At 62.8% G+C, this 17,743-nt stretch carries 14 protein-coding genes, 1 tRNA gene and 1 other RNA gene; 6 read left to right on the forward strand and 10 right to left on the reverse strand.

The window, feature by feature from the left end; translation table 11 throughout:
• The first annotated feature begins 114 nt into the window (after positions 1-114).
• The gene (locus E8L22_RS04530) at positions 115-798 is read left to right on the forward strand and encodes a pentapeptide repeat-containing protein (protein WP_136524046.1); all 684 of its coding nucleotides are present in this window, start codon (positions 115-117) and stop codon (positions 796-798) included.
• Positions 799-889: 91 nt separating this feature from the next.
• On the opposite strand, the gene E8L22_RS04535 is transcribed toward E8L22_RS04530, so the two are convergent.
• The 8 genes from E8L22_RS04535 to E8L22_RS04570 all read right to left on the reverse strand — a co-directional run bounded on the left by E8L22_RS04535 (position 890) and on the right by E8L22_RS04570 (position 8,465).
• On the reverse strand, positions 890-1,090 hold the full coding sequence (locus tag E8L22_RS04535; RefSeq protein ID WP_136524047.1) for a cold-shock protein: 201 nt from the start codon (positions 1,088-1,090) through the stop codon (positions 890-892).
• 112 nt (positions 1,091-1,202) lie between these two features.
• Positions 1,203-4,751 carry a pyruvate:ferredoxin (flavodoxin) oxidoreductase gene (nifJ, locus tag E8L22_RS04540; RefSeq protein WP_136524048.1) on the reverse strand — a complete coding sequence of 1,183 codons (3,549 nt, stop codon included), beginning with the start codon at positions 4,749-4,751 and terminating at the stop codon, positions 1,203-1,205.
• Between the two features lie 79 nt (positions 4,752-4,830).
• Positions 4,831-5,424 carry a recombination mediator RecR gene (gene recR, locus E8L22_RS04545; RefSeq protein WP_129125224.1) on the reverse strand — a complete coding sequence of 198 codons (594 nt, stop codon included), beginning with the start codon at positions 5,422-5,424 and terminating at the stop codon, positions 4,831-4,833.
• 141 nt (positions 5,425-5,565) lie between these two features.
• On the reverse strand, positions 5,566-5,880 hold the full coding sequence (locus E8L22_RS04550) for a YbaB/EbfC family nucleoid-associated protein (protein ID WP_135868832.1): 315 nt from the start codon (positions 5,878-5,880) through the stop codon (positions 5,566-5,568).
• Positions 5,881-5,929: 49 nt separating this feature from the next.
• Positions 5,930-7,702, reverse strand: coding sequence for a DNA polymerase III subunit gamma/tau (gene dnaX, locus E8L22_RS04555; protein WP_136524049.1), 1,773 nt, complete (start codon positions 7,700-7,702; stop codon positions 5,930-5,932).
• 78 nt (positions 7,703-7,780) lie between these two features.
• Positions 7,781-7,879, reverse strand: an RNA gene (gene ffs, locus E8L22_RS04560) — signal recognition particle sRNA small type.
• Between the two features lie 33 nt (positions 7,880-7,912).
• Positions 7,913-8,003 (reverse strand) — tRNA-Ser (locus E8L22_RS04565).
• A gap of 123 nt (positions 8,004-8,126) precedes the next feature.
• The gene (locus E8L22_RS04570; RefSeq protein WP_129125221.1) at positions 8,127-8,465 is read right to left on the reverse strand and encodes a hypothetical protein; all 339 of its coding nucleotides are present in this window, start codon (positions 8,463-8,465) and stop codon (positions 8,127-8,129) included.
• A 209-nt stretch (positions 8,466-8,674) separates the two neighbouring features.
• On the opposite strand from E8L22_RS04570, the gene mfd reads away from it, so the two are divergent.
• The 3 genes from mfd (at position 8,675) to E8L22_RS04585 (ending at position 14,193) form a co-directional block, all read left to right on the forward strand.
• Positions 8,675-12,148 carry a transcription-repair coupling factor gene (mfd, locus tag E8L22_RS04575; protein ID WP_136524050.1) on the forward strand — a complete coding sequence of 1,158 codons (3,474 nt, stop codon included), beginning with the start codon at positions 8,675-8,677 and terminating at the stop codon, positions 12,146-12,148.
• 57 nt (positions 12,149-12,205) lie between these two features.
• Positions 12,206-13,138: a peptidylprolyl isomerase gene (locus E8L22_RS04580; protein WP_136524051.1), complete on the forward strand. Its 933-nt coding sequence runs from the start codon at positions 12,206-12,208 to the stop codon at positions 13,136-13,138.
• 95 nt (positions 13,139-13,233) lie between these two features.
• Complete coding sequence (locus tag E8L22_RS04585) at positions 13,234-14,193, forward strand: peptidylprolyl isomerase (RefSeq protein ID WP_136524052.1); 960 nt, start codon at positions 13,234-13,236, stop codon at positions 14,191-14,193.
• A 77-nt stretch (positions 14,194-14,270) separates the two neighbouring features.
• Here E8L22_RS04585 and E8L22_RS04590 read toward each other — a convergent pair whose 3' ends face one another.
• A complete protein-coding gene (locus tag E8L22_RS04590; protein WP_136524053.1) occupies positions 14,271-15,161 on the reverse strand; it encodes a DnaJ C-terminal domain-containing protein in 891 nt (296 codons plus the stop codon).
• Positions 15,162-15,311: 150 nt separating this feature from the next.
• Here E8L22_RS04590 and E8L22_RS04595 point away from each other — a divergent pair, with 150 nt between their 5' ends.
• Complete coding sequence (locus E8L22_RS04595; protein WP_136524054.1) at positions 15,312-16,511, forward strand: protoporphyrinogen/coproporphyrinogen oxidase; 1,200 nt, start codon at positions 15,312-15,314, stop codon at positions 16,509-16,511.
• A 66-nt stretch (positions 16,512-16,577) separates the two neighbouring features.
• Here the strand turns inward: E8L22_RS04595 and E8L22_RS04600 are convergent, their stop codons facing one another.
• The gene (locus E8L22_RS04600; protein ID WP_136524055.1) at positions 16,578-17,108 is read right to left on the reverse strand and encodes a hypothetical protein; all 531 of its coding nucleotides are present in this window, start codon (positions 17,106-17,108) and stop codon (positions 16,578-16,580) included.
• Between the two features lie 135 nt (positions 17,109-17,243).
• On the opposite strand from E8L22_RS04600, the gene E8L22_RS04605 reads away from it, so the two are divergent.
• Complete coding sequence (locus E8L22_RS04605; RefSeq protein WP_136524056.1) at positions 17,244-17,717, forward strand: peroxiredoxin; 474 nt, start codon at positions 17,244-17,246, stop codon at positions 17,715-17,717.
• The last annotated feature ends 26 nt before the right edge of the window (positions 17,718-17,743 follow it).

Genomic DNA, 17,743 nt, shown 5'->3' on the forward strand with positions numbered 1-17,743 from the left:
TTCGACCATACCACAAGGTAAACACCTTTCAGTTTTTTCGCACCCCTGCCGATAAGGGAACAAGCACACTCCCGGAACCAGTCCGGGGAGTCGGAACATGTTACGGAGGCGCCCATGAACCGCCCTTTTGCAGCCCATATCGCACGCATCACCCTCGCCGCCTGGCTGGCCGCGACCTATCCCGTACTTGCACTGGGGGCCGACGCCCCTGCACCCGCTCCCGCCAAGGAGGCACCCACCAAAGATAGCGCGGCCAAGGAGAGCGCCGAGGCACAGACCCTAAAGGCCGCCGAAGCGAAGCTGGCCGCCCTCGCCAGGGAAGTGGAATCGGGGAAGTCCGCGGCCCAGGTCAGCAAAAAGAAGGGGGGCAAAAAGCAGGTCAAGGGGAAGAAAAAGAAGGTAACGAAGGGTAAGAAAAGCGCGAAGGGCAAGGGGGGGGGCGCGGCGGTCAATGCGAAGGTCACGAACCGGCGCATGACCCAGCCCGAGGTGCAGAGGATCCTCTCCTCCACGCGCGACTTCTCCGGTGCCGACCTAAGCGGACTAAACCTTGTGGGTTACGACCTGGCGGGCGCCAAATTCAACCGCACCAACCTGCAGTCCGCGAACCTCGAGCGGGCGAACCTGGCGGAGACCGACCTCGAGCTCGCCGACCTGACCGGCGCCAACCTGCGCGGCGCCTCGCTGAACCAGGCACGCCTCAGGGGAACCCGAATGGCGGGGGCCAAGCTCGATGGGGCGCTTTGGACCGACAAGACCATCTGCCGTCCCGGCTCGGTCGGGACCTGCATCGAGTAAGAGAAGATGGTACCAGCCCAAGATCATCGCCTATCGGCATAAAAAAGCCCCCGGAGTTTCCCCCGGGGGCTTTTTGCGTTTAAAGGTAGTCTTAAATCCTGACTACGTTGGCCGCCTGGAGACCTTTCGGCCCCTGCTGCACGTCGAAAGTTACGGAATCGCCTTCTGCCAGGGACTTGAAGCCGTCGGACTGGATCGCGGAGAAGTGTACGAACACATCCTCACCGTTCTCCTGCTCGATGAAACCAAAACCCTTGCTGTCATTGAACCACTTAACTACACCTTTAGCCATTACGACTTCTCCTGTTACTACTCTTTCGTGATAAGCGGGACCATCCCCGGCACAGGTAAAGAGTTTATGCACGGGTCTGGTCCCTGTCAAGCGCTTTTGTTAGATTTCTTTCTTATTTCTCGAACTCCATTTCGGCCATCCGCTTGTACAGATCGAAGCGGCGTGCAGTGAGTTCCGAGGAGCGCGCCATGAGTGCAGCGGCGGCGTCCGGGTTGTTCTTCTTCAGTACGCGGTAGCGGTTCTCGCCGTAGGCGTACTCCTCGAGAGAGATGCTCGGGTCCTTGCTGTCGAGGACGAGCGGGTTCTTGCCCTGCTCGGCGAGCTCCGGGTTGTAGCGGACCAGCGGCCAGTGGCCGGAGGCAACCGCGCGCTTCTGGGTCTCTACCGCGGTGGCCATGTCGATGCCGTGCGCGATGCAGTGGCTGTACGCGAGGATGAGGGACGGGCCGTCGTAGGCCTCCGCCTCGATGAACGCCTTGACGCACTGTGCCGGGTTGGAGAGGGAGACCTTGGCGACGTACACGTTGCCGTAGGCCATGGCGATCATGCCGAGGTCCTTCTTGGCCTGCGGCTTGCCGCCGGCTGCGAACTGCGCCACCGCGCCCATCGGGGTCGACTTGGAGGCCTGACCGCCGGTGTTGGAGTAGACCTCGGTGTCGAGCACGAGGAGGTTCACGTTCTTGCCGGAGGCGATGACGTGGTCAAGGCCGCCGTAGCCGATGTCATAGGCCCAGCCGTCGCCGCCGACGATCCAGACCGACTTTTTCACGAGGTAATCGGCGAGGGAGAGAAGCTGCTGTGCCGCCGGCTCCTTGCTTGCCGCGAGCGCCTGCTTCAGCTCTTCGATGCGTGCACGCTGCGCCTCGACGCCGGCCTGGTTTTGCTGGTCGGCACCCTTGATCTGTGCGACGAGTTCCGCCGGGAGGGCGACCTGGTCCAGGAGCTCCTGGGCGGCCTGGTTGAACTTGTCGACCGCGAGCCTCATGCCGAAGCCGAACTCGGCGTTGTCCTCGAAGAGAGAGTTGGACCAGGCCGGGCCGCGCCCGTCTGCGTTCTTCGCCCACGGGGTGGTCGGGAGGTTGCCGCCGTAGATCGAGGAACACCCGGTGGCGTTGGCGATGAGCGCCCGGTCACCGAAGAGCTGGGAGAGGAGCTTCAGGTACGGGGTCTCACCGCAGCCGGCGCAGGCACCGGAGTACTCGAAGAGCGGACGCGCCAGCTGGCTACCCTTGAGGGTGTCGACCTTGACGAGGCTCGGATCGGTCTCGGGGATGTTGAGGAAGAAGTCGTAGTTGGCCGCCTCGGAGGCCCTGAGCGGCGCCTGGAACTTCATGTTGATCGCCTTGTGCTTCGGATCTTCCTTGGATTTCGCCGGACAGTTCGCCACGCAGGCGCCGCAGCCGGTGCAGTCCTCGGGGGCGACCTGGATGGAGCACTTCATCCCCTTGAACTCGTTGCCGCGGGCATCGGCGGATTTGAAGGTGGCCGGTGCGCCGGCGAGCTTGTCGGCGTCATAAACCTTCATCCTGATGGAGGCGTGCGGGCAGATGAAGGAGCAGATGCCGCACTGGATGCAGAGCGCCTCGTCCCATACCGGGATGTCCACGGCGATGTTGCGCTTCTCGTACTGCGAGGTCGCGGTCGGGAAGGTGCCGTCGGCCGGGATCTTGGACACCGGGAGCTGGTCGCCAAGGCCGGCGATCATGGTCGAGGTCACGTTCTGGACGAAGTCGGGGGCGTGGGAGCCGACGACCGGGGGTTTTCTGAGCGCGCTGGTGGCGATCGCCGGTACCTGCACCTCGAAGATGTTCTCGAGTGCTGCGTCCACCGCCTTGTTGTTCATCTCGACGACCTTCTCGCCGGACTTGCCGTAGGACTTCTTGATGGCGTCCTTGATCGCGGTGATAGCGGTGTCGAGCGGGATGATGTTGGAGATCTTGAAGAAGGCGGTCTGCATGATCACGTTGATCCTGGCGCCAAGACCCAGCTTCTCGGCGAGCTCGATGGCGTTGATCACGTAGAACTTGAGCTTCTTCTCGATCATCTGCTGCTGCACCTCGATCGGCATGGAGTCCCACACCTTGTCGTGCTCGAAGGGGGAGCAGAGGAGGAAGGTGGCCCCTTCCTTCGCGTTCGCCAGCATGTCGTACTTCTCGAGGAAGGAGAAGTTGTGGCAGGCGACGAAGTCGGCCTGGTCGATCAGGTACGGCGCGTGGATCGGGTTCTTGCCGAAACGCAGATGCGAGGTGGTCACCGAGCCCGCCTTCTTCGAGTCGTACACGAAGTAGGCCTGGACGTTGTTGTCGGTGGTCTCGCCGATGATCTTGATGGAGTTCTTGTTGGCGCCCACGGTACCGTCGGAGCCCAGGCCGTAGAACATCGCGGCGTAGGTGCCGGCGGAGGGGTTCACGAACTTCGGATCGTACTCGAGGGAGGAGTTGGTCACGTCCTCGATGATGCCGACCACGAAGTGGTTCTTCGGCTTGTCGAGCTTCAGGTTGTCAAAGACCCCCTTGGCCATGCCCGGGGTGAACTCCTTGGAGCCCAAGCCGAAGCGGCCGCCGACGATGATCGGGTACTGCTTGAAGTTGGTGAGCCCGTCGCCCATCGCCTCGCCGATCGCGGTCCGAACGTCCAGGTAGAGCGGCTCGCCCAGGGAGCCAGGCTCCTTGGTGCGGTCGAGTACGGCGATCTTCTTCACGGAGGCGGGGAGCGCCGCGGCGATGGCGGCGACCGGGAACGGCCTGAAGAGGCGGACCTTCAGGAGGCCTACCTTCTCGCCGGCGGCGTTCAGGGTGGCCATGGTCTCCTGGACGGTGTCGGCGGCGGAGCCCATCACGATGATGACGCGCTCGGCGTCCGGGGCGCCCACGTACTCAACCAGCTTGTACTGGCGGCCGGCCACCTTGGCGAACTTGTCCATCTCCTCCTGCACGATGGTGAGGCAGGCGGGGTAGTAGGGGTTGACCGTCTCGCGACCCTGGAAGTAAACGTCCGGGTTCTGGGCGGTGCCGCGCATCACCGGGCGGTCCGGGGTCATGCAACGGTCACGGTGCGCCTGGACCAGCTCCGGGGTGATCATCGCCCGCATGTCGTCAAAGGTGAGTTCCTCGACCTTCTGCACCTCGTGGGAGGTCCTGAAACCGTCGAAGTAGTGCATGAAGGGGACGCGGGCCCTGAGCGTCGCGGCCTGGGAGATCAGGGCGAAGTCCATGACCTCCTGCACGTTGTTGGAGCAAAGCATGCCCCAGCCGGTGGCGCGGGCCGCCATGACGTCGGAATGGTCACCGAAGATGTTGAGCGCCGCCGCGGAGATGGCACGGGCGGAGATGTGGAACACGGTCGAGGTGAGCTCGCCTGCGATCTTGAACATGTTCGGGATCATCAGCAGGAGCCCCTGGCTCGCGGTGAAGGTGGTGGTCAGCGCGCCCGCCTGTAGGGAGCCGTGCACGGCACCGGCGGCGCCCCCTTCGGACTGCATCTCGGCGACCGAAGGAACGGTCCCCCAGATGTTCTTCTCCCCCCGGGCGCTCTTCTCGTCCGAGATCTCCCCCATGACGGAAGAAGGGGTGATCGGGTAGATGGCGATCACCTCGTTGGTGGCGTGGGCCACGTGGGCTGCCGCGGTGTTACCGTCGATTGTTACCATTCTGCGGGACATTGATTTCCTCCTGTAGTTTGAAAATCTTGCATTGGCTTTACGGTAAAAGATCGTTCTACATTTCCATTCGGCCGGGAACTCACAGCTCCGACCGTCCCTCCACCGCCCGCTGCACCGTCGCCGCATCCACGTATTCCAGATCGCTTCCGATGGGGATGCCGTGCGCCAGACGCGTCACCTTGATCCCCAAAGGCTTGATCATCCTGGTCAGGTAGAGAGCGGTCGCCTCCCCTTCAACACTGAAGTTGGTGGCGATCAGCACCTCCCTTACCTCGCCCCCCTCAAGCCGCTGCATAAGCTCTGCGATCCTGAGGTCACGCGGTGTAACGCCGTTTAACGGTGAAAGAGCGCCCTGCAGCACGTGGTAACGGCCGCGAAAGGCGCGGCTTCTCTCCAGTGCAAGCAGGTCCTGCGGCTCCTCGACCACGCAGAGCGTGGCGGCGTCCCGCTCACCGGAGCAGATCCAGCAGGGATCGTCCTCGGTGATGGCAAAACAGACGGAACAAAAACGGACCCTTTCCTTCACCTGCATGAGGCTCTCGGCTAAGGCCTCGATATTGCCGGGATATTTAAGCAGATGAAACGCGAGCCGCAAGGCACTTTTTTCACCGACGCCAGGCAGTTTCTTCAATTCTCCTACCAGCCTGGTCAGCGAGCCCGAAAAATGTAGCATATTCCCACCACGGATAAAACAAGTTTTTACTGGTTATTTTTACCAAAAAAATTTTGATCGATGATTTCTATAATGAGAGGGTGCACACTAACCGGCATACACCCTCTCACTTGCATCAGGCGCCGCACGGGCGCCAAGTACCTAGAACAGTCCCGGAATGCTCAGGCCGCCGGTGATCTTGCTCATCTCTTCAGACATCGCCTGGTGCACCTTCTTGAGCGCCTCGTTCACGGCGGTCATCACCAGGTCCTGCAGCATCTCGACGTCTTCCGGATCGACCGCCTCTTTCTTGATCACCAGGGAAAGCACCTGGTTCTTGCCGTTAACAACCACCGTTACGGCACCGCCGCCGGTGGTCACTTCGGCGGTGCGCTCCGCCGCCTCTTCCTGCAGCTTTCCCATCTTCTGCTGCATCATCTGCGCTTGTTTCATGATCTGCGCCAAACCTTTAGACATCTTATCCTCCAATTTATCTTTTATTGTCGCAGCGTACCGCGGAACATCGTTATGATTTTGTCGCTTCTTTTCGCGGTAATTCCTGCACCTCGGCGATTTCGCCGTCGAACATCTCCACCGCGGCGGCCACCAGCGGGTGTGCCTCGGCCTCGCGCCTCAGGGTTGCCTTTCGCTCGGCATCTTCAAGGCTTTTTTTTTCCGAAAGGGTCGGGGCGGCATCGGAAGGGGGCGCGCTGAGCGCGACCACCTTGATTTGGGTCGGCACCCCGAAGTGCGCCTGGGCAAGCCCCTTCAACTCGTTGATCTGGTCGGGGTCCTGCAGGCGGGTCAGTTGGAAGCTCCCCTGCAGACAGCCGATTTCCAGGTGCCCCTGGGACACCTTAACCGGGTAGACCTCCTCCAGGGCACCGCCAAGCATGGGTTTCTTCGCCTTCACGGCACGGACGAAACCGCTCCAGAGGTCGGCGGTGGCGGCGCCGGCGAAACCGGTGGTTGCTGCGGCTGCAGCGGCCTGGGCAGGCGGGGCCGAATGGGAGGCATGGGAAGTATGGGACGCCGTTGCAGTCGCAGGCGCGGCGGCGACGGGGGCGGCTGCGGGACGCGCCGGGGCGGCGTGCTGCGGTGCCGGACGCGACGCCGGGGCGGAGGGGCGCGACGCTTCGCTGCGCTGCGGCACGGGGCCTCCCTGCTCCAGGGTGTCCAACCGGCGCAGAAGCTCCTGCACGGGAATCGCCGGCGCGAGAGCCGCCATCTTCATCAGCGCCATCTCCAGGATCAGGCGCGGGAAACCGGCGTGGGCCATCTCGGCCTCGCTCTTCAGCAGGATGCTCAGGTGACGCTGCAGATCCTGCTGCGCGCTCTTCTCGCCGAAACCGCGCAACTCGGCGAGCTCGGCGTCGGAGAGCTCCAGAAGCTCTCCCGGCTCGCCCACCGCCTTCAGGATGGCGATGTTCCTAAACTGGTTGATGAGCTCATGGCAGAACTGGCGCATGCTGTAGCCGAAGGAATCCACCTGGGCCACGATCTCGAGCGCCCCCTTCACGTCGCTGTCGAGCACCGCGCGGCAGCCGTCCATGATGAGACGCCGATCCACGACGCCCAGCAGCGCGGCCACGTCGGCATCTGCTACGGAATCACCGCAGAAGGCGAGCACCTGATCGAGCGTCGAGAGCGAGTCGCGCATGCTCCCGTCGCCCTTTCTCGCCACCACGGCGAGCGCCTCGTCGGAGATCTGCACCCCCTCCTGGTCCACGATGTAGCGCAGCCTCGAGACGATGCGCGGCAGCGCGATCCTCTTGAAATCGAAGCGCTGGCAGCGCGAGAGGATGGTGATCGGGACCTTGTGCGGTTCGGTGGTGGCGAAGATGAACTTGACGTGCGGCGGGGGCTCCTCCAGCGTCTTCAACAGCGCGTTGAAGGCGTTGGTGGTGAGCATGTGCACTTCGTCGATGATGAAGATCTTGTAGCGCGAACGGGACGGCAGGTACTTGATGTTGTCCCGCAGCTCGCGGATGTCGTCGACGCCGGTATTCGAGGCGCCGTCGATTTCGAAAACGTCGACCGAGTTCCCATCGGTGATTTCGAGGCAGGTCGCACAGCTGTTGCACGGCTCGACAGTCAGCCCGCTCTCGCAGTTGAGCGCCTTCGCCAGGATGCGCGCGGAACTGGTCTTGCCGACGCCGCGTGCGCCGGTGAAAAGAAAGGCGTGGGCCACCCTGCCGCCGTCGATGGCGTTTTTCAGGGTCTGACTGACGTGCTCCTGGCCGACCAGGTCGCTGAAGGTCTGGGGGCGCCATTTTCTAGCGAGAACGAGATAGGACAAGGCGACGTACCTCTATGGCAACAAGTGGTTCATGGTTTCGCGTGGGGCTTGGGGGGCAGGGGGGTTGCGGAAAGAGCTGATAGCTGGGCTACCCCGCGGCACACGGGGGCGGTTACTGCCGCTGCTTCCTTCCGGACCTGACGGGGTTCATAACCTTCCGTTGCGCGGGACCCAGCTATCAGGTCTATCCGCAAAGGGTAAATATAAGTATGGCGGAGAGAGAGGGATTCGAACCCTCGGTACGCTATTAACGTACACACGCTTTCCAGGCGTGCTCCTTCAACCACTCGGACATCTCTCCACAACAAGGAGGTGATATATAATACACGCCGAGTTAATTGTAAAGTGAATTCTTCATGGGGACGAAATACACCGGCAGCCCCGGCAGAAGCTGTGCGCCGGACCCGGCACCAGGACGCTCCGGTCAACCAGCCAGCTCGTCGGGGCCGCGCCGCTTCTTGCGCATGAAGATGGCCTGCAGCAGGGACTGCTTCTCCTTTTTCAAGAGTTGCTTAGCGATGATGGAACGCACCGACAGGAGCTCCATCCTGAGCGCCTCCGCGTCCTTCACCAGGCGACGCGCCCTCGGATCGCTCCTCACGTATGGGGAGAGCAGGTGCACCGCCTCGCTGATCTTGCGGCTCACCAGCACGCGCTCCCGGTAGTCGTCCAGCCCCCCCGATTTGAGCCGTTCCTCTAGTGCGGCAAACTCCGTGGTGAAGTAGTTGATCACGTCGGAGTGTAGGACATCTTCTTGTTTCATAAGCTCACCAATCCTTAATGAAGGTTTGCACTTACGCCGTTTTCCGACCTTCACAGAGCTATTCGGCTGCTCCATTTTTTTCTTTACCTTTATTTGGGATCCGCGACAAAAGTTTGCGGCGCAACTGGCTGGATAATCGGCCCCGTTTTTGCTATGCTCGACCGGTGCTGTCCGCTCCACCCACCAACGAGAAAGGCCCCCCCGCGACGATGACCATGCCCGTACCGCAGTATCTGAAACAGCTTAGCGAGAAGCTCTCGGCTTCCTCCTGCCAGGTGAGCGTGGCGGGGCTCGAGGGTTCGGCCCCGGCCTACCTCCTCTCCCGGCTCGCCGCCGGCGGTGCTCCGCCGCTCATCGTCCTCACTGCCGATCAGGAAAGCGCCGACGAGATCACCCGCGAGCTCCGCTTCTTCTCGTCGCACCCCGAGACCGTGCTCCCCCTCCCCGCCTGGGACGTCACCCCCTTCGAGGCGGCCTCGCCGCACCCCGACATCGTGGGGGAACGCCTGAACGCCCTGGTGCGCCTCATGGACGGCGCGGTCCGCGCCCTCGTCCTCCCGGTGGCAAGCGCCATGCAGCGGGTGATCCCGCGCGACACGCTCGGGGGGGTGTGCCAATACCTCGTGGCAGGCGAGGAGCTCGAGCGTGAAAGCCTGGTCGAGAAGCTCGTGAAGCTCGGCTACTCCCACGTTCCCCTGGTCGAGGACCGGGGCACCTTCTCAGTACGCGGCGGCATCCTCGACATCTACCCTCCCGACCGGGAGATGCCGGTCAGGATCGAGTTCTTCGGCGACATGGTCGAGACCATGCGGCTTTTCGATCCGGTGACCCAGCGCTCGCTCGAAGCGCTCCCGGAACTGGTGCTGCTCCCCTCCCGCGAGGTGATCCTTTCGGCGGAGGTGGTGAAGGAGCTGGCCCCCAGACTGAAGCGGCGATGCGACCACCTGGGGATCGGCGCGGACCGGCGCCGGGAGCTCCTAGATCAGCTGCAGCATGCCATCTACCCGCCGGGGGTCGACTTCCTGCAGCCTCTTTTCCACCCGGGACTGCAGACCGTCTTCGACTACGTAGGCGAAGGAGCCGTGCGCGTCCTCGTCGATCCCGAGGCGATACGCGAGGCGGCTGAGCGTTTCCGCGAGGAGCTCGACAGCGCGGTCCGGCGCGCCGAACTGCGTGACGCCATCACGGGCGACCCCGCCGAACTCTACCTGGCCGACGACGACTTCGAACGCCTCCTTCTTGCCGGGCGCCGCCTCGAGTTCCCGCGCCTTGAGATCGAGGGGGAAGGGGGCGAGAAGCTCCGCCTCAAATGTGCGGGGAACCAGGACCTGAAACTCGACGCCACCCCGGAAGGGGAGCGGGTGCTGGCGCCTCTCACCGAGAAGATGGTGGGATGGATCGCGGCGGGAAACCGCGTGCTCGTCCCCTGCCACCAGGCGGGACAGGCACGCAGGCTCTACGAGCTCCTCTCCCACTACCGGATGCCGCTTGAGCACTCCTCCGACCGCTTCGAGGTCGCGGCGGGACGCCCACCGGGGCGTGTCGAGATCGTCATCGGCGAGATCTCGCGCGGCTTCCGCCTCGAGGAGGAGCGCCTGGTCGTGGTCGCCGAGGAGGAGATCTTCGGCAAGAGGGTGAAGCGGCGCGGCCTCTCCGAGGCGAAGAAAAAGCAGCTCCTCACCTCGCTCGCCGAGCTGAAGCCCGGCGACCACATGGTGCACGTCGACTTCGGCGTCGCCCTTTACCGCGGGCTGGAGCACCTGAGCCTCACCGGTCTGGAGGGGGACTTCCTGCTCCTCGAGTACGCTGGAGGGGACAAGCTCTACCTCCCGGTGGACCGCATCAACCTGGTGCAGCGCTACGTGGGCGCCGAAGGTATCGAGCCGAGGCTCGACAAGCTTGGCGGGGCGGGATGGGAGAAGGCGAAGGCGAAGGCCCGCGCCGAGATCGAGGAGATGGCCGCCGAACTTCTGAAGATCCACGCCGCGCGCGAGGTGCAGCAGGGTTACCGCTACTCCCCGGCCGACGACATGTACCGCGCCTTCGAGGCGGCCTTCGCCTTCGAGGAGACCCCGGACCAGGCAGCCGCCATCGACCAGGTCATCGCCGACATGGAGAGCACCCGCCCCATGGACCGCCTGGTCTGCGGCGACGTAGGCTACGGCAAGACCGAGGTGGCCATGCGTGCCGCCTTCAAGGCGACCCTGGACGGCAAGCAGGTGGCAATCCTGGTCCCGACCACGGTCCTCGCCCAGCAGCACGCCGAGAGTTTCGCGGCGCGTTTCAAGGAGTACCCGGTCCGCGTGGAGATGCTGTCGCGTTTTCGCACCGCGCAGCAGCAAAGGGAGATCCTCGAGGGTGTGAAAAAGGGGGACGTGGACGTCGTCATCGGCACGCACCGCCTCCTGCAGAAGGACGTCGTCTTCAAGGACCTGGGTCTTCTCATCGTCGACGAGGAGCAGCGCTTCGGTGTCGCGCACAAGGAGCGACTCAAGCAGTTCCGCGCCGTGGTGGACATCCTCACCCTCACCGCGACCCCGATCCCGCGCACCCTTTACATGTCGCTCATGGGGATACGCGACCTCTCAATCATCGACACCCCGCCGGTGGACCGGCTCGCCATTAAGACCTTCGTCTCCCGCTCCTCGGACGAGCTGATCCGCGAGGCGGTGCTGAGGGAGCTTAGGCGCGGCGGCCAGGTCTTCTTCGTGCACAACCGGGTGCAGACCATAGGCGCCATGGCCGAGGAGCTGAAGCGCATCGTGCCGGAAGCGAAGATCGCGGTCGGGCACGGGCAGATGGCCGAGAAGGAGCTGGAGCAGGTGATGCTCTCCTTCATGCACGGCGAGACCAACCTCCTTCTGTGCACCACCATCATCGAGAGCGGCCTCGACATCCCGACCGCCAACACCCTCATCGTGAACCGCGCCGACACCTTCGGCCTCGCGCAGCTCTACCAGTTGCGCGGCAGGGTCGGCCGCTCCAAGACCCGCGCCTACGCCTACCTACTCATCCCGGGAGAAGGGTCGATCTCCACGGACGCGCGCGAGCGGCTGAAGATCATCCAGGAGCTCACCGAGCTGGGGGCCGGCTTCCGCATCGCCACCCACGACCTCGAGATCCGCGGCGCCGGCGACCTTTTGGGCGCGCGGCAAAGCGGGGACATCGCAGCGGTCGGCTTCGAGCTTTACACTGAGCTCCTGGACGAGGCGGTGCGCACCTTGAAGGGGGAGGAACTCCCGGAGCGGGTCGAGCCGGAGATCAAGCTCAAGGTCCCCGCCTTCATCCCGGAGGAGTACGTCAGGGACCCGAACCAGCGCCTCATGATCTACAAGAAACTCACGCAGCCCGCCGACGAGGCGGAGATCGACGACATCAAGGAGGAGCTCGCCGACCGCTTCGGACCGCTCCCCCCGGCGGCGCTCTACCTCATCGAGGTCATGCGCCTGCGCGTCGGGCTGAAGCGGCTCCTCGTCAAGGAGATCGAGCTCGCCGGCAACGAGATCGCCCTCGCCTTCCACGAGAGGACCCCGGTTTCCCCCGACGCCATCACCGGCCTCTTACGCAAAGAGAAGGGAAAATACCGGTTTACGCCGGACTTCCGGCTCTACGTCCGGGTCGCCGACAGCTCCTTCGACGGGGTGCTGGCGGAGGCCAGAAATGTCTTGAAATGCTTAGTCTGATATGCTAGCGTTCACCGGATTGGAAATCATTTACGCAACTTATAAAAGGAGCTAACCGTGCAATTCAGCAAATCTGCCACCATACTTTTACTCGCTCTCTGCGTTGCCGTGACCGGCTGCAAGAAAGAGGCGGCCACCGGGGCGAAACAGGAAGGCCCGGGCAAAGGGGTCGTCCTCGCCGAGGTGAATGGCGCCACCATCACGGACAACGATTTCTACAAAGAGCAGGCCGCTCTTCCCCCGTACCTGAAGCCGATGACCGAGACCCCGGAAGGGAAGAAGGAAATGGTCGACACCATGGTGGTGCGCGAGCTGATCATGCAGCAGGCACAGAAGGAAGGGATCGACAAGAGCCCGGACGTCGCCGCACGCCTGGAAGACCTGAAAAAGCGCGTCATCGTAGAGGCATTCCTGAAGAAGAAGGTCGAAGAGATCGGCAAGGTCACCGACGCCGAGATGCAGGACTACTACAACAAGAACAAGGACAAGTTCCAGACCGGCGCACAGATCAGGGCGAGCCACATCCTGGTGAAGTCCGAGGATCAGGCAAAGGACATCGAGAAGCAGCTTAAGGGCGGCGCGAACTTCGAGGACCTGGCCAAGAAGTTCTCCATCGACGGCGCAGCCCAGAAAGGCGGCGATCTCGGCTGGTTCGGCAAAGGCTCCATGATCCCCGACTTCGAAAAGGTCGCTTTCGGCCTGAAAGAAGGGCAGACCTCCGGCATCGTGAAGACCCAGTTCGGCTACCATATCATCAAGGTGACCGGCCAGCGCCCCGCCGGCCCGCGCTCCCTCGAAGAGGTGAAGGACCAGATCAAGGCGGCCCTCCTCCCGGAGAAGCAGCAGGAGACCTTCAAGAAACTGAAGGATGACCTGAAGAAGCAGGCGAAGATCAGCGTGAAGGAAGATGCGCTGAAAGGGCTCAAGGGACCTGAGGGTGCCAAAGAGGGCGCACAGCCGGCAGCCGGCCAGCCCGCCCAGGCGAAATAGTCGGAATCACTAGTAATAACCGAAACAGCCAACGGCCGGGCGCAAGTCCGGCCGTTTTTGCACAAACGCCGCATGCGCGGCCATAGAGAGACACCATGGCTAAGATCATCATGGCCTGCACCCTGCTGGCCCTCCTGGCAGTATCCCCCTTCCCCTCCCAGGCAAAACAGATCAGCGGCATCGCTGCCGTCGTCAACGACGAGGTGATCACCACCCTCGACCTCGACAAGGAATACGCCCAGATGCTGAAGGAGAGCGAGAAGCTCCCGCCGGCGGAGAAGATGGGGCTCAGAAGCGCGGCGCTGAACCGGCTCGTGGACAAGAAGCTGGTCGAGCAGAAGATCCGCGAGCTGGACATCAAGGTAGGCGAAGATGAACTGCGCGCTTCTATCGAGGACGTCAAGAAGCAGAACAACCTGACCCAGGAGGCGCTGGAACAGGCGCTGGCCGCCCAGGGACTCACCTTCCCGCAGTACAAGGCGCAGTTGAAGGAGCAGTTGGAGCGTATGCGGCTCATGAGCCAGGAGGTCCGTTCCAAGATCCAGGTGGGTGAACGTGAGATGCGCGAGTACTACGACGCGCATCGCGACAGCTACGGCGGCGCCGAGACCTTCCACGCCCGGCACATCTTCTTCAAGCTCGATTCCAAAGCGAAACCGGAAGATGCCGCCGCCACCGAGAAGCTCGCGAACGACGTGCTCGCGAAGGCGCGCGCGGGCGAGGACTTCGCCGCCCTCGCCAAGAAGTACTCCCAGGATCCCGCCGCAGCCAAGGACGGGGGAGACTTAGGCAGCTTCAAGAAGAGCGACATGCTGCCCGAAATCGGCGACACCGTCGCCGCCATGAAGCCTGGCGAGGTGAGCTCCATCGTGCGCAGCCCGGCCGGACTGCACATCATCAAGCTGGAGCAGAAGAACCGCGAGGCGGGCCGTCCCTTCGAGGAGGTCAAGGACTCCATCGAGGAGCTGCTCTACAAGAAGAAATCGGACGAGCGCTTCAACCAGTGGGTGAAGGACCTCCGTAACGCAGCCAGCATCGACATCAAGCAGCCCTAGCCTCTACTCCCCAGAAATGAAAAATCCCCCTCGCCGGTCCGCGGCGAGGGGGATTTTTTTTGCCGGTGCCGGAGGGGTCAGAGCCCTTCCGCCGCCAACTGCTCCACCAGCTCGCGCTGGCGTGCGGTCAGCTTTTCCGGCACGTGCACCGCGACCCGCACGTACATGTCGCCGCGCCCCGCCCCGCCCATCAACGGGAAGCCGAGCCCCTTGAGACGCACCTTGGTGCCGGACTGGATGCCGGCCGGGATCCTGATCCGCTTTGTCCCCTGCATGGTCGGCACCTCGATCTGCCCCCCGAGGACCGCCTCGGAGAAGCGCACCTCGTGGTTCAGCACGATATCGTTACCCTCGCGTTGGAACAGGGGATCCGCGCTGACCAGCACGGTCAGGTAGAGGTCCCCGGAAGGCCCGCCCATGCGCCCCGGCCCGCCGCGCCCCGCCACCCTCAGCCGCGCGCCGTTTTCTATTCCGGCGAGAACCTTCACCGACAGCTCCTCGCGGGAGCCGTCGCGCATGAAGGCGACCCGCTTCTCCGCGCCGTCGTAGGCGTCCCGGAAGGTGACCTGGAGCTCCATGGAGAAGTCCTCGCCCCTTGCGGCCGGCCTGCCGCGGCCGCCGCGCTGGCGCCGCATGGCGTCCCCGAAGATGCGCGAGAAGATGTCGTCCGTGCCGAACCCCTGGTCGCGGAACATGTCGTCCACGTTGAAGCCCCTGAAGATATCCTCCTGCGAGAAGCGCTGGTGGAAGTTGGTGGAACCGAACTGGTCGAACTGCTCCTTCTTCTGCGGGTCGGAGAGGACGGCGTACGCCTCGTTGATCTCCTTGAAGCGCTCCTCGGCCTCTTTGTTCCCCGGGTTCTTGTCCGGGTGGTATTTCACCGCGAGCTTGCGGTAGGCCCGCTTGATTTCATCGGCCGAGGCCCCTTTTTTCAGGCCGAGCACCTCGTAGTAATCTCTTTGTGCCATAACGGAAGTCCTTTCAGTGATCCTGGGAATTGCTTCCCAGAATGTAATTGCTGCCCCCACTATTGTCAACATGTTGTAAACCTTGACAACTCTGCGCGGGCGGGCTTATATAGGCTGCAATTAACGACCCTTAAAAACAGGAGCCGCCAGATGAAGCAATTCGACGCCATCGTGATAGGAGCAGGGATCAGCGGTCTCAGTTTCGCCAGTCATGCAGCCGCCAAGGGACTCGACACCCTGGTCCTTGAAAAGAGCGATCGTCCCGGCGGATGTTTCCATTCACACCGCTTCCAGGGAAGTGCCGAAGGCTTCTGGCTCGAGCTCGGCGCCCACACCTGCTACAACTCTTACGGCGGGCTGCTCGAGCTCATGGAGCGCCACGGGCTGATGCAGAGCATCCTTCCGAGGGAGAAGGTCTCCTTCAAGATGCTGGTCGGCAACGAGGTGAAGAGTATCCCCTCACAGCTATCCTTCGTCGAGCTTTTCACCTCGGCCTGGCAGCTCTTCACACTGAAGAAGGAGGGGGAGAGCGTCGCATCGTACTACGGGCGCATCGTGGGGCGGAAGAACTATAAAAACGTCTTCGGTCCCGCCTTCAACGCGGTCATCTCGCAGCGCGCCGACGACTTCCCCGCCGACATGCTCTTCAACAAGCGTCCGAGGAGAAAGGACGTCATCAAGAGCTTCACCCTGAAGGGGGGACTGAACAGCGTCATCGACGGGCTCGTCGCCGCGCGTGGCATCACCCTGCAGACCGGTGTGGAGGTGGTCCGCGTCTCCAAGGATGCGTCCGGCTATGAGGTGGAACTCTCCGACGGGACCGTCTACCGTGCGCCGAGGCTCACCCTCGCCGCTCCGCCGCCGGCGAGCGCGGCGCTTGCCGCCGGCATCGCCCCCGAGCTCACCAAGGTGCTTTCCGCGCTCAAGCTGGAAACCATAGAAACGGTGGGGGTGGCGGTTCAGAAGAGCAAGCTGCAGCTGCCGCTTCTGGCCGGTCTGATCCCGATCGGTGAGGAATTCTACTCCGCCGTTTCCAGGGATACCGTCGCCCACGACAGCTATCGGGGCTTCAGCTTCCACTTCAAGTCCGGGAAGCTCCCGCTGGATGCCAAGCTGAATCGGATTGCCCAGGTGCTGAAGGTCAAGCCGGAGGATCTCGAGCAGGTGGTGGAGCGTGAGAGCCAGCTCCCGTCGCCGGTGGTAGGCCACAAGGCGCTCACCGACGAGATCGACCGGCTGCTGCAGGGAAGCAGCCTCTACTTGACCGGGAACTACTTTGCCGGGATGGCGGTGGAAGACTGCATCGTGCGCTCGAGGAAGGAGTTCGAGAGGCTGGCGGCGACACTCTAGAGATTGGCAGGGATAGAAGAGAAGGCGAGCCCGCCTCCGCGAAAGTGGGGTGGGCTTTTTTACCCCCTAAAGTCCCGCCCGCCAGAAATAGAAACCCGCTGCACCGCCGTAGAGCAGCACCCCCGCAGGATTGGAAAGGGCAACCCGCACATCCTGCCCCGACGGAATCGAGCTGTAACTGAAAACGTAAATGGCGACGTACATAAGCAGGGTGTGCGGCAGGTCCGCGGGAAACCACGTGTTCCACCCAAGATACAGATAATAAGCGACCACGTTCAGCAAAAGCGGCGCAAGCGCCGAGGGTAGCGCGGAAATGGCCCCGGCGTTGCTGATGGTCACCGAACCCAGCACCCAGCGCCCCTCGCCTTCCCGCCGCGGGATAATGCTGAACCCCACGGGCCTCCCACCGGTGACCGTGGCCACCACCAGGTGGGAAAGCTCATGCAGCAGCGTCCCCGGAAGGGCCCAGCAGATCTGCCATAGGGCTCCCGCCCTCCCGACCCGCGCCTGCAACACCGCCATCGCTATCACGAGCAGGACCCCGGCAAAGTGATGCCAACGCTCCGGGTCGCCCGCCACCTCCATGATGCCGCCCATCTCACCCCTCCCATAAAACCGGCCACAGCATACCCTGAAAGGATCTAGCTGACAACCGCAGCCTTATCCCTTGCCATTCATACCCAGTCTGCTATGTTTAACCAGCTAATGAGAACCACATCCAAGGAGGCAGGCATGTCACTAGAAGGCCAGAAGGCGCCGGATTTCAGGCTCCAAGGGAGCGACGGGAAGGAACATTCGCTGAAGGATTACGCGGGGAAACTCGTGGTGCTCTTCTTCTACCCCAAAGACAACACCCCCGGCTGAACCGCTGAAGCGGTCGGCTTTGCGAAGCTGCAGCCGCTTTTCCTCCAGTTGGGGGTCGTGTTGGTCGGTATTTCCAAGGATTCCCTGAAGTCGCACGAGAAGTTCGTCGCCGACTTCAAGCTCCCGTTCACCCTACTCTCCGACCCGGACGCGTCGGTGATGAAGGCATACGGCGCCTTCGGTGAGAAGGTTCAGTACGGCAAGACCACTATGGGGGTGATCCGCTCCACGGTGGTGCTCGCGCCTGAGGGAACCGTGATCAGGCACTGGACCAAGATCGCGAAGGCCTCTGAACACCCTGACAAGGTGCTCGATTTCTTCAAGATGCTGGCAAAAGGCTGAACCTGGACGATAAAAGGGGCGAAGAC

This window comes from Geomonas ferrireducens (assembly GCF_004917065.1).
Taxonomy (GTDB): Bacteria; Desulfobacterota; Desulfuromonadia; order Geobacterales; family Geobacteraceae; genus Geomonas; species Geomonas ferrireducens.

What these genes read in the sequence shown, in the direction of transcription:
- E8L22_RS04600 (WP_136524055.1), bottom strand. Translation starts at nt 17,108, where the DNA reads ATGGGCGGCATCATGGAGGTGGCGGGCGACCCGGAGCGTTGGCATCAC.
- nifJ (WP_136524048.1), bottom strand. Translation starts at nt 4,751, where the DNA reads ATGTCCCGCAGAATGGTAACAATCGACGGTAACACCGCGGCAGCCCAC.
- E8L22_RS04585 (WP_136524052.1), top strand. Translation starts at nt 13,234, where the DNA reads ATGGCTAAGATCATCATGGCCTGCACCCTGCTGGCCCTCCTGGCAGTA.
- E8L22_RS04530 (WP_136524046.1), top strand. Translation starts at nt 115, where the DNA reads ATGAACCGCCCTTTTGCAGCCCATATCGCACGCATCACCCTCGCCGCC.
- E8L22_RS04550 (WP_135868832.1), bottom strand. Translation starts at nt 5,880, where the DNA reads ATGTCTAAAGGTTTGGCGCAGATCATGAAACAAGCGCAGATGATGCAG.
- mfd (WP_136524050.1), top strand. Translation starts at nt 8,675, where the DNA reads ATGACCATGCCCGTACCGCAGTATCTGAAACAGCTTAGCGAGAAGCTC.
- recR (WP_129125224.1), bottom strand. Translation starts at nt 5,424, where the DNA reads ATGCTACATTTTTCGGGCTCGCTGACCAGGCTGGTAGGAGAATTGAAG.
- E8L22_RS04595 (WP_136524054.1), top strand. Translation starts at nt 15,312, where the DNA reads ATGAAGCAATTCGACGCCATCGTGATAGGAGCAGGGATCAGCGGTCTC.
- E8L22_RS04535 (WP_136524047.1), bottom strand. Translation starts at nt 1,090, where the DNA reads ATGGCTAAAGGTGTAGTTAAGTGGTTCAATGACAGCAAGGGTTTTGGT.
- E8L22_RS04570 (WP_129125221.1), bottom strand. Translation starts at nt 8,465, where the DNA reads ATGAAACAAGAAGATGTCCTACACTCCGACGTGATCAACTACTTCACC.
- E8L22_RS04590 (WP_136524053.1), bottom strand. Translation starts at nt 15,161, where the DNA reads ATGGCACAAAGAGATTACTACGAGGTGCTCGGCCTGAAAAAAGGGGCC.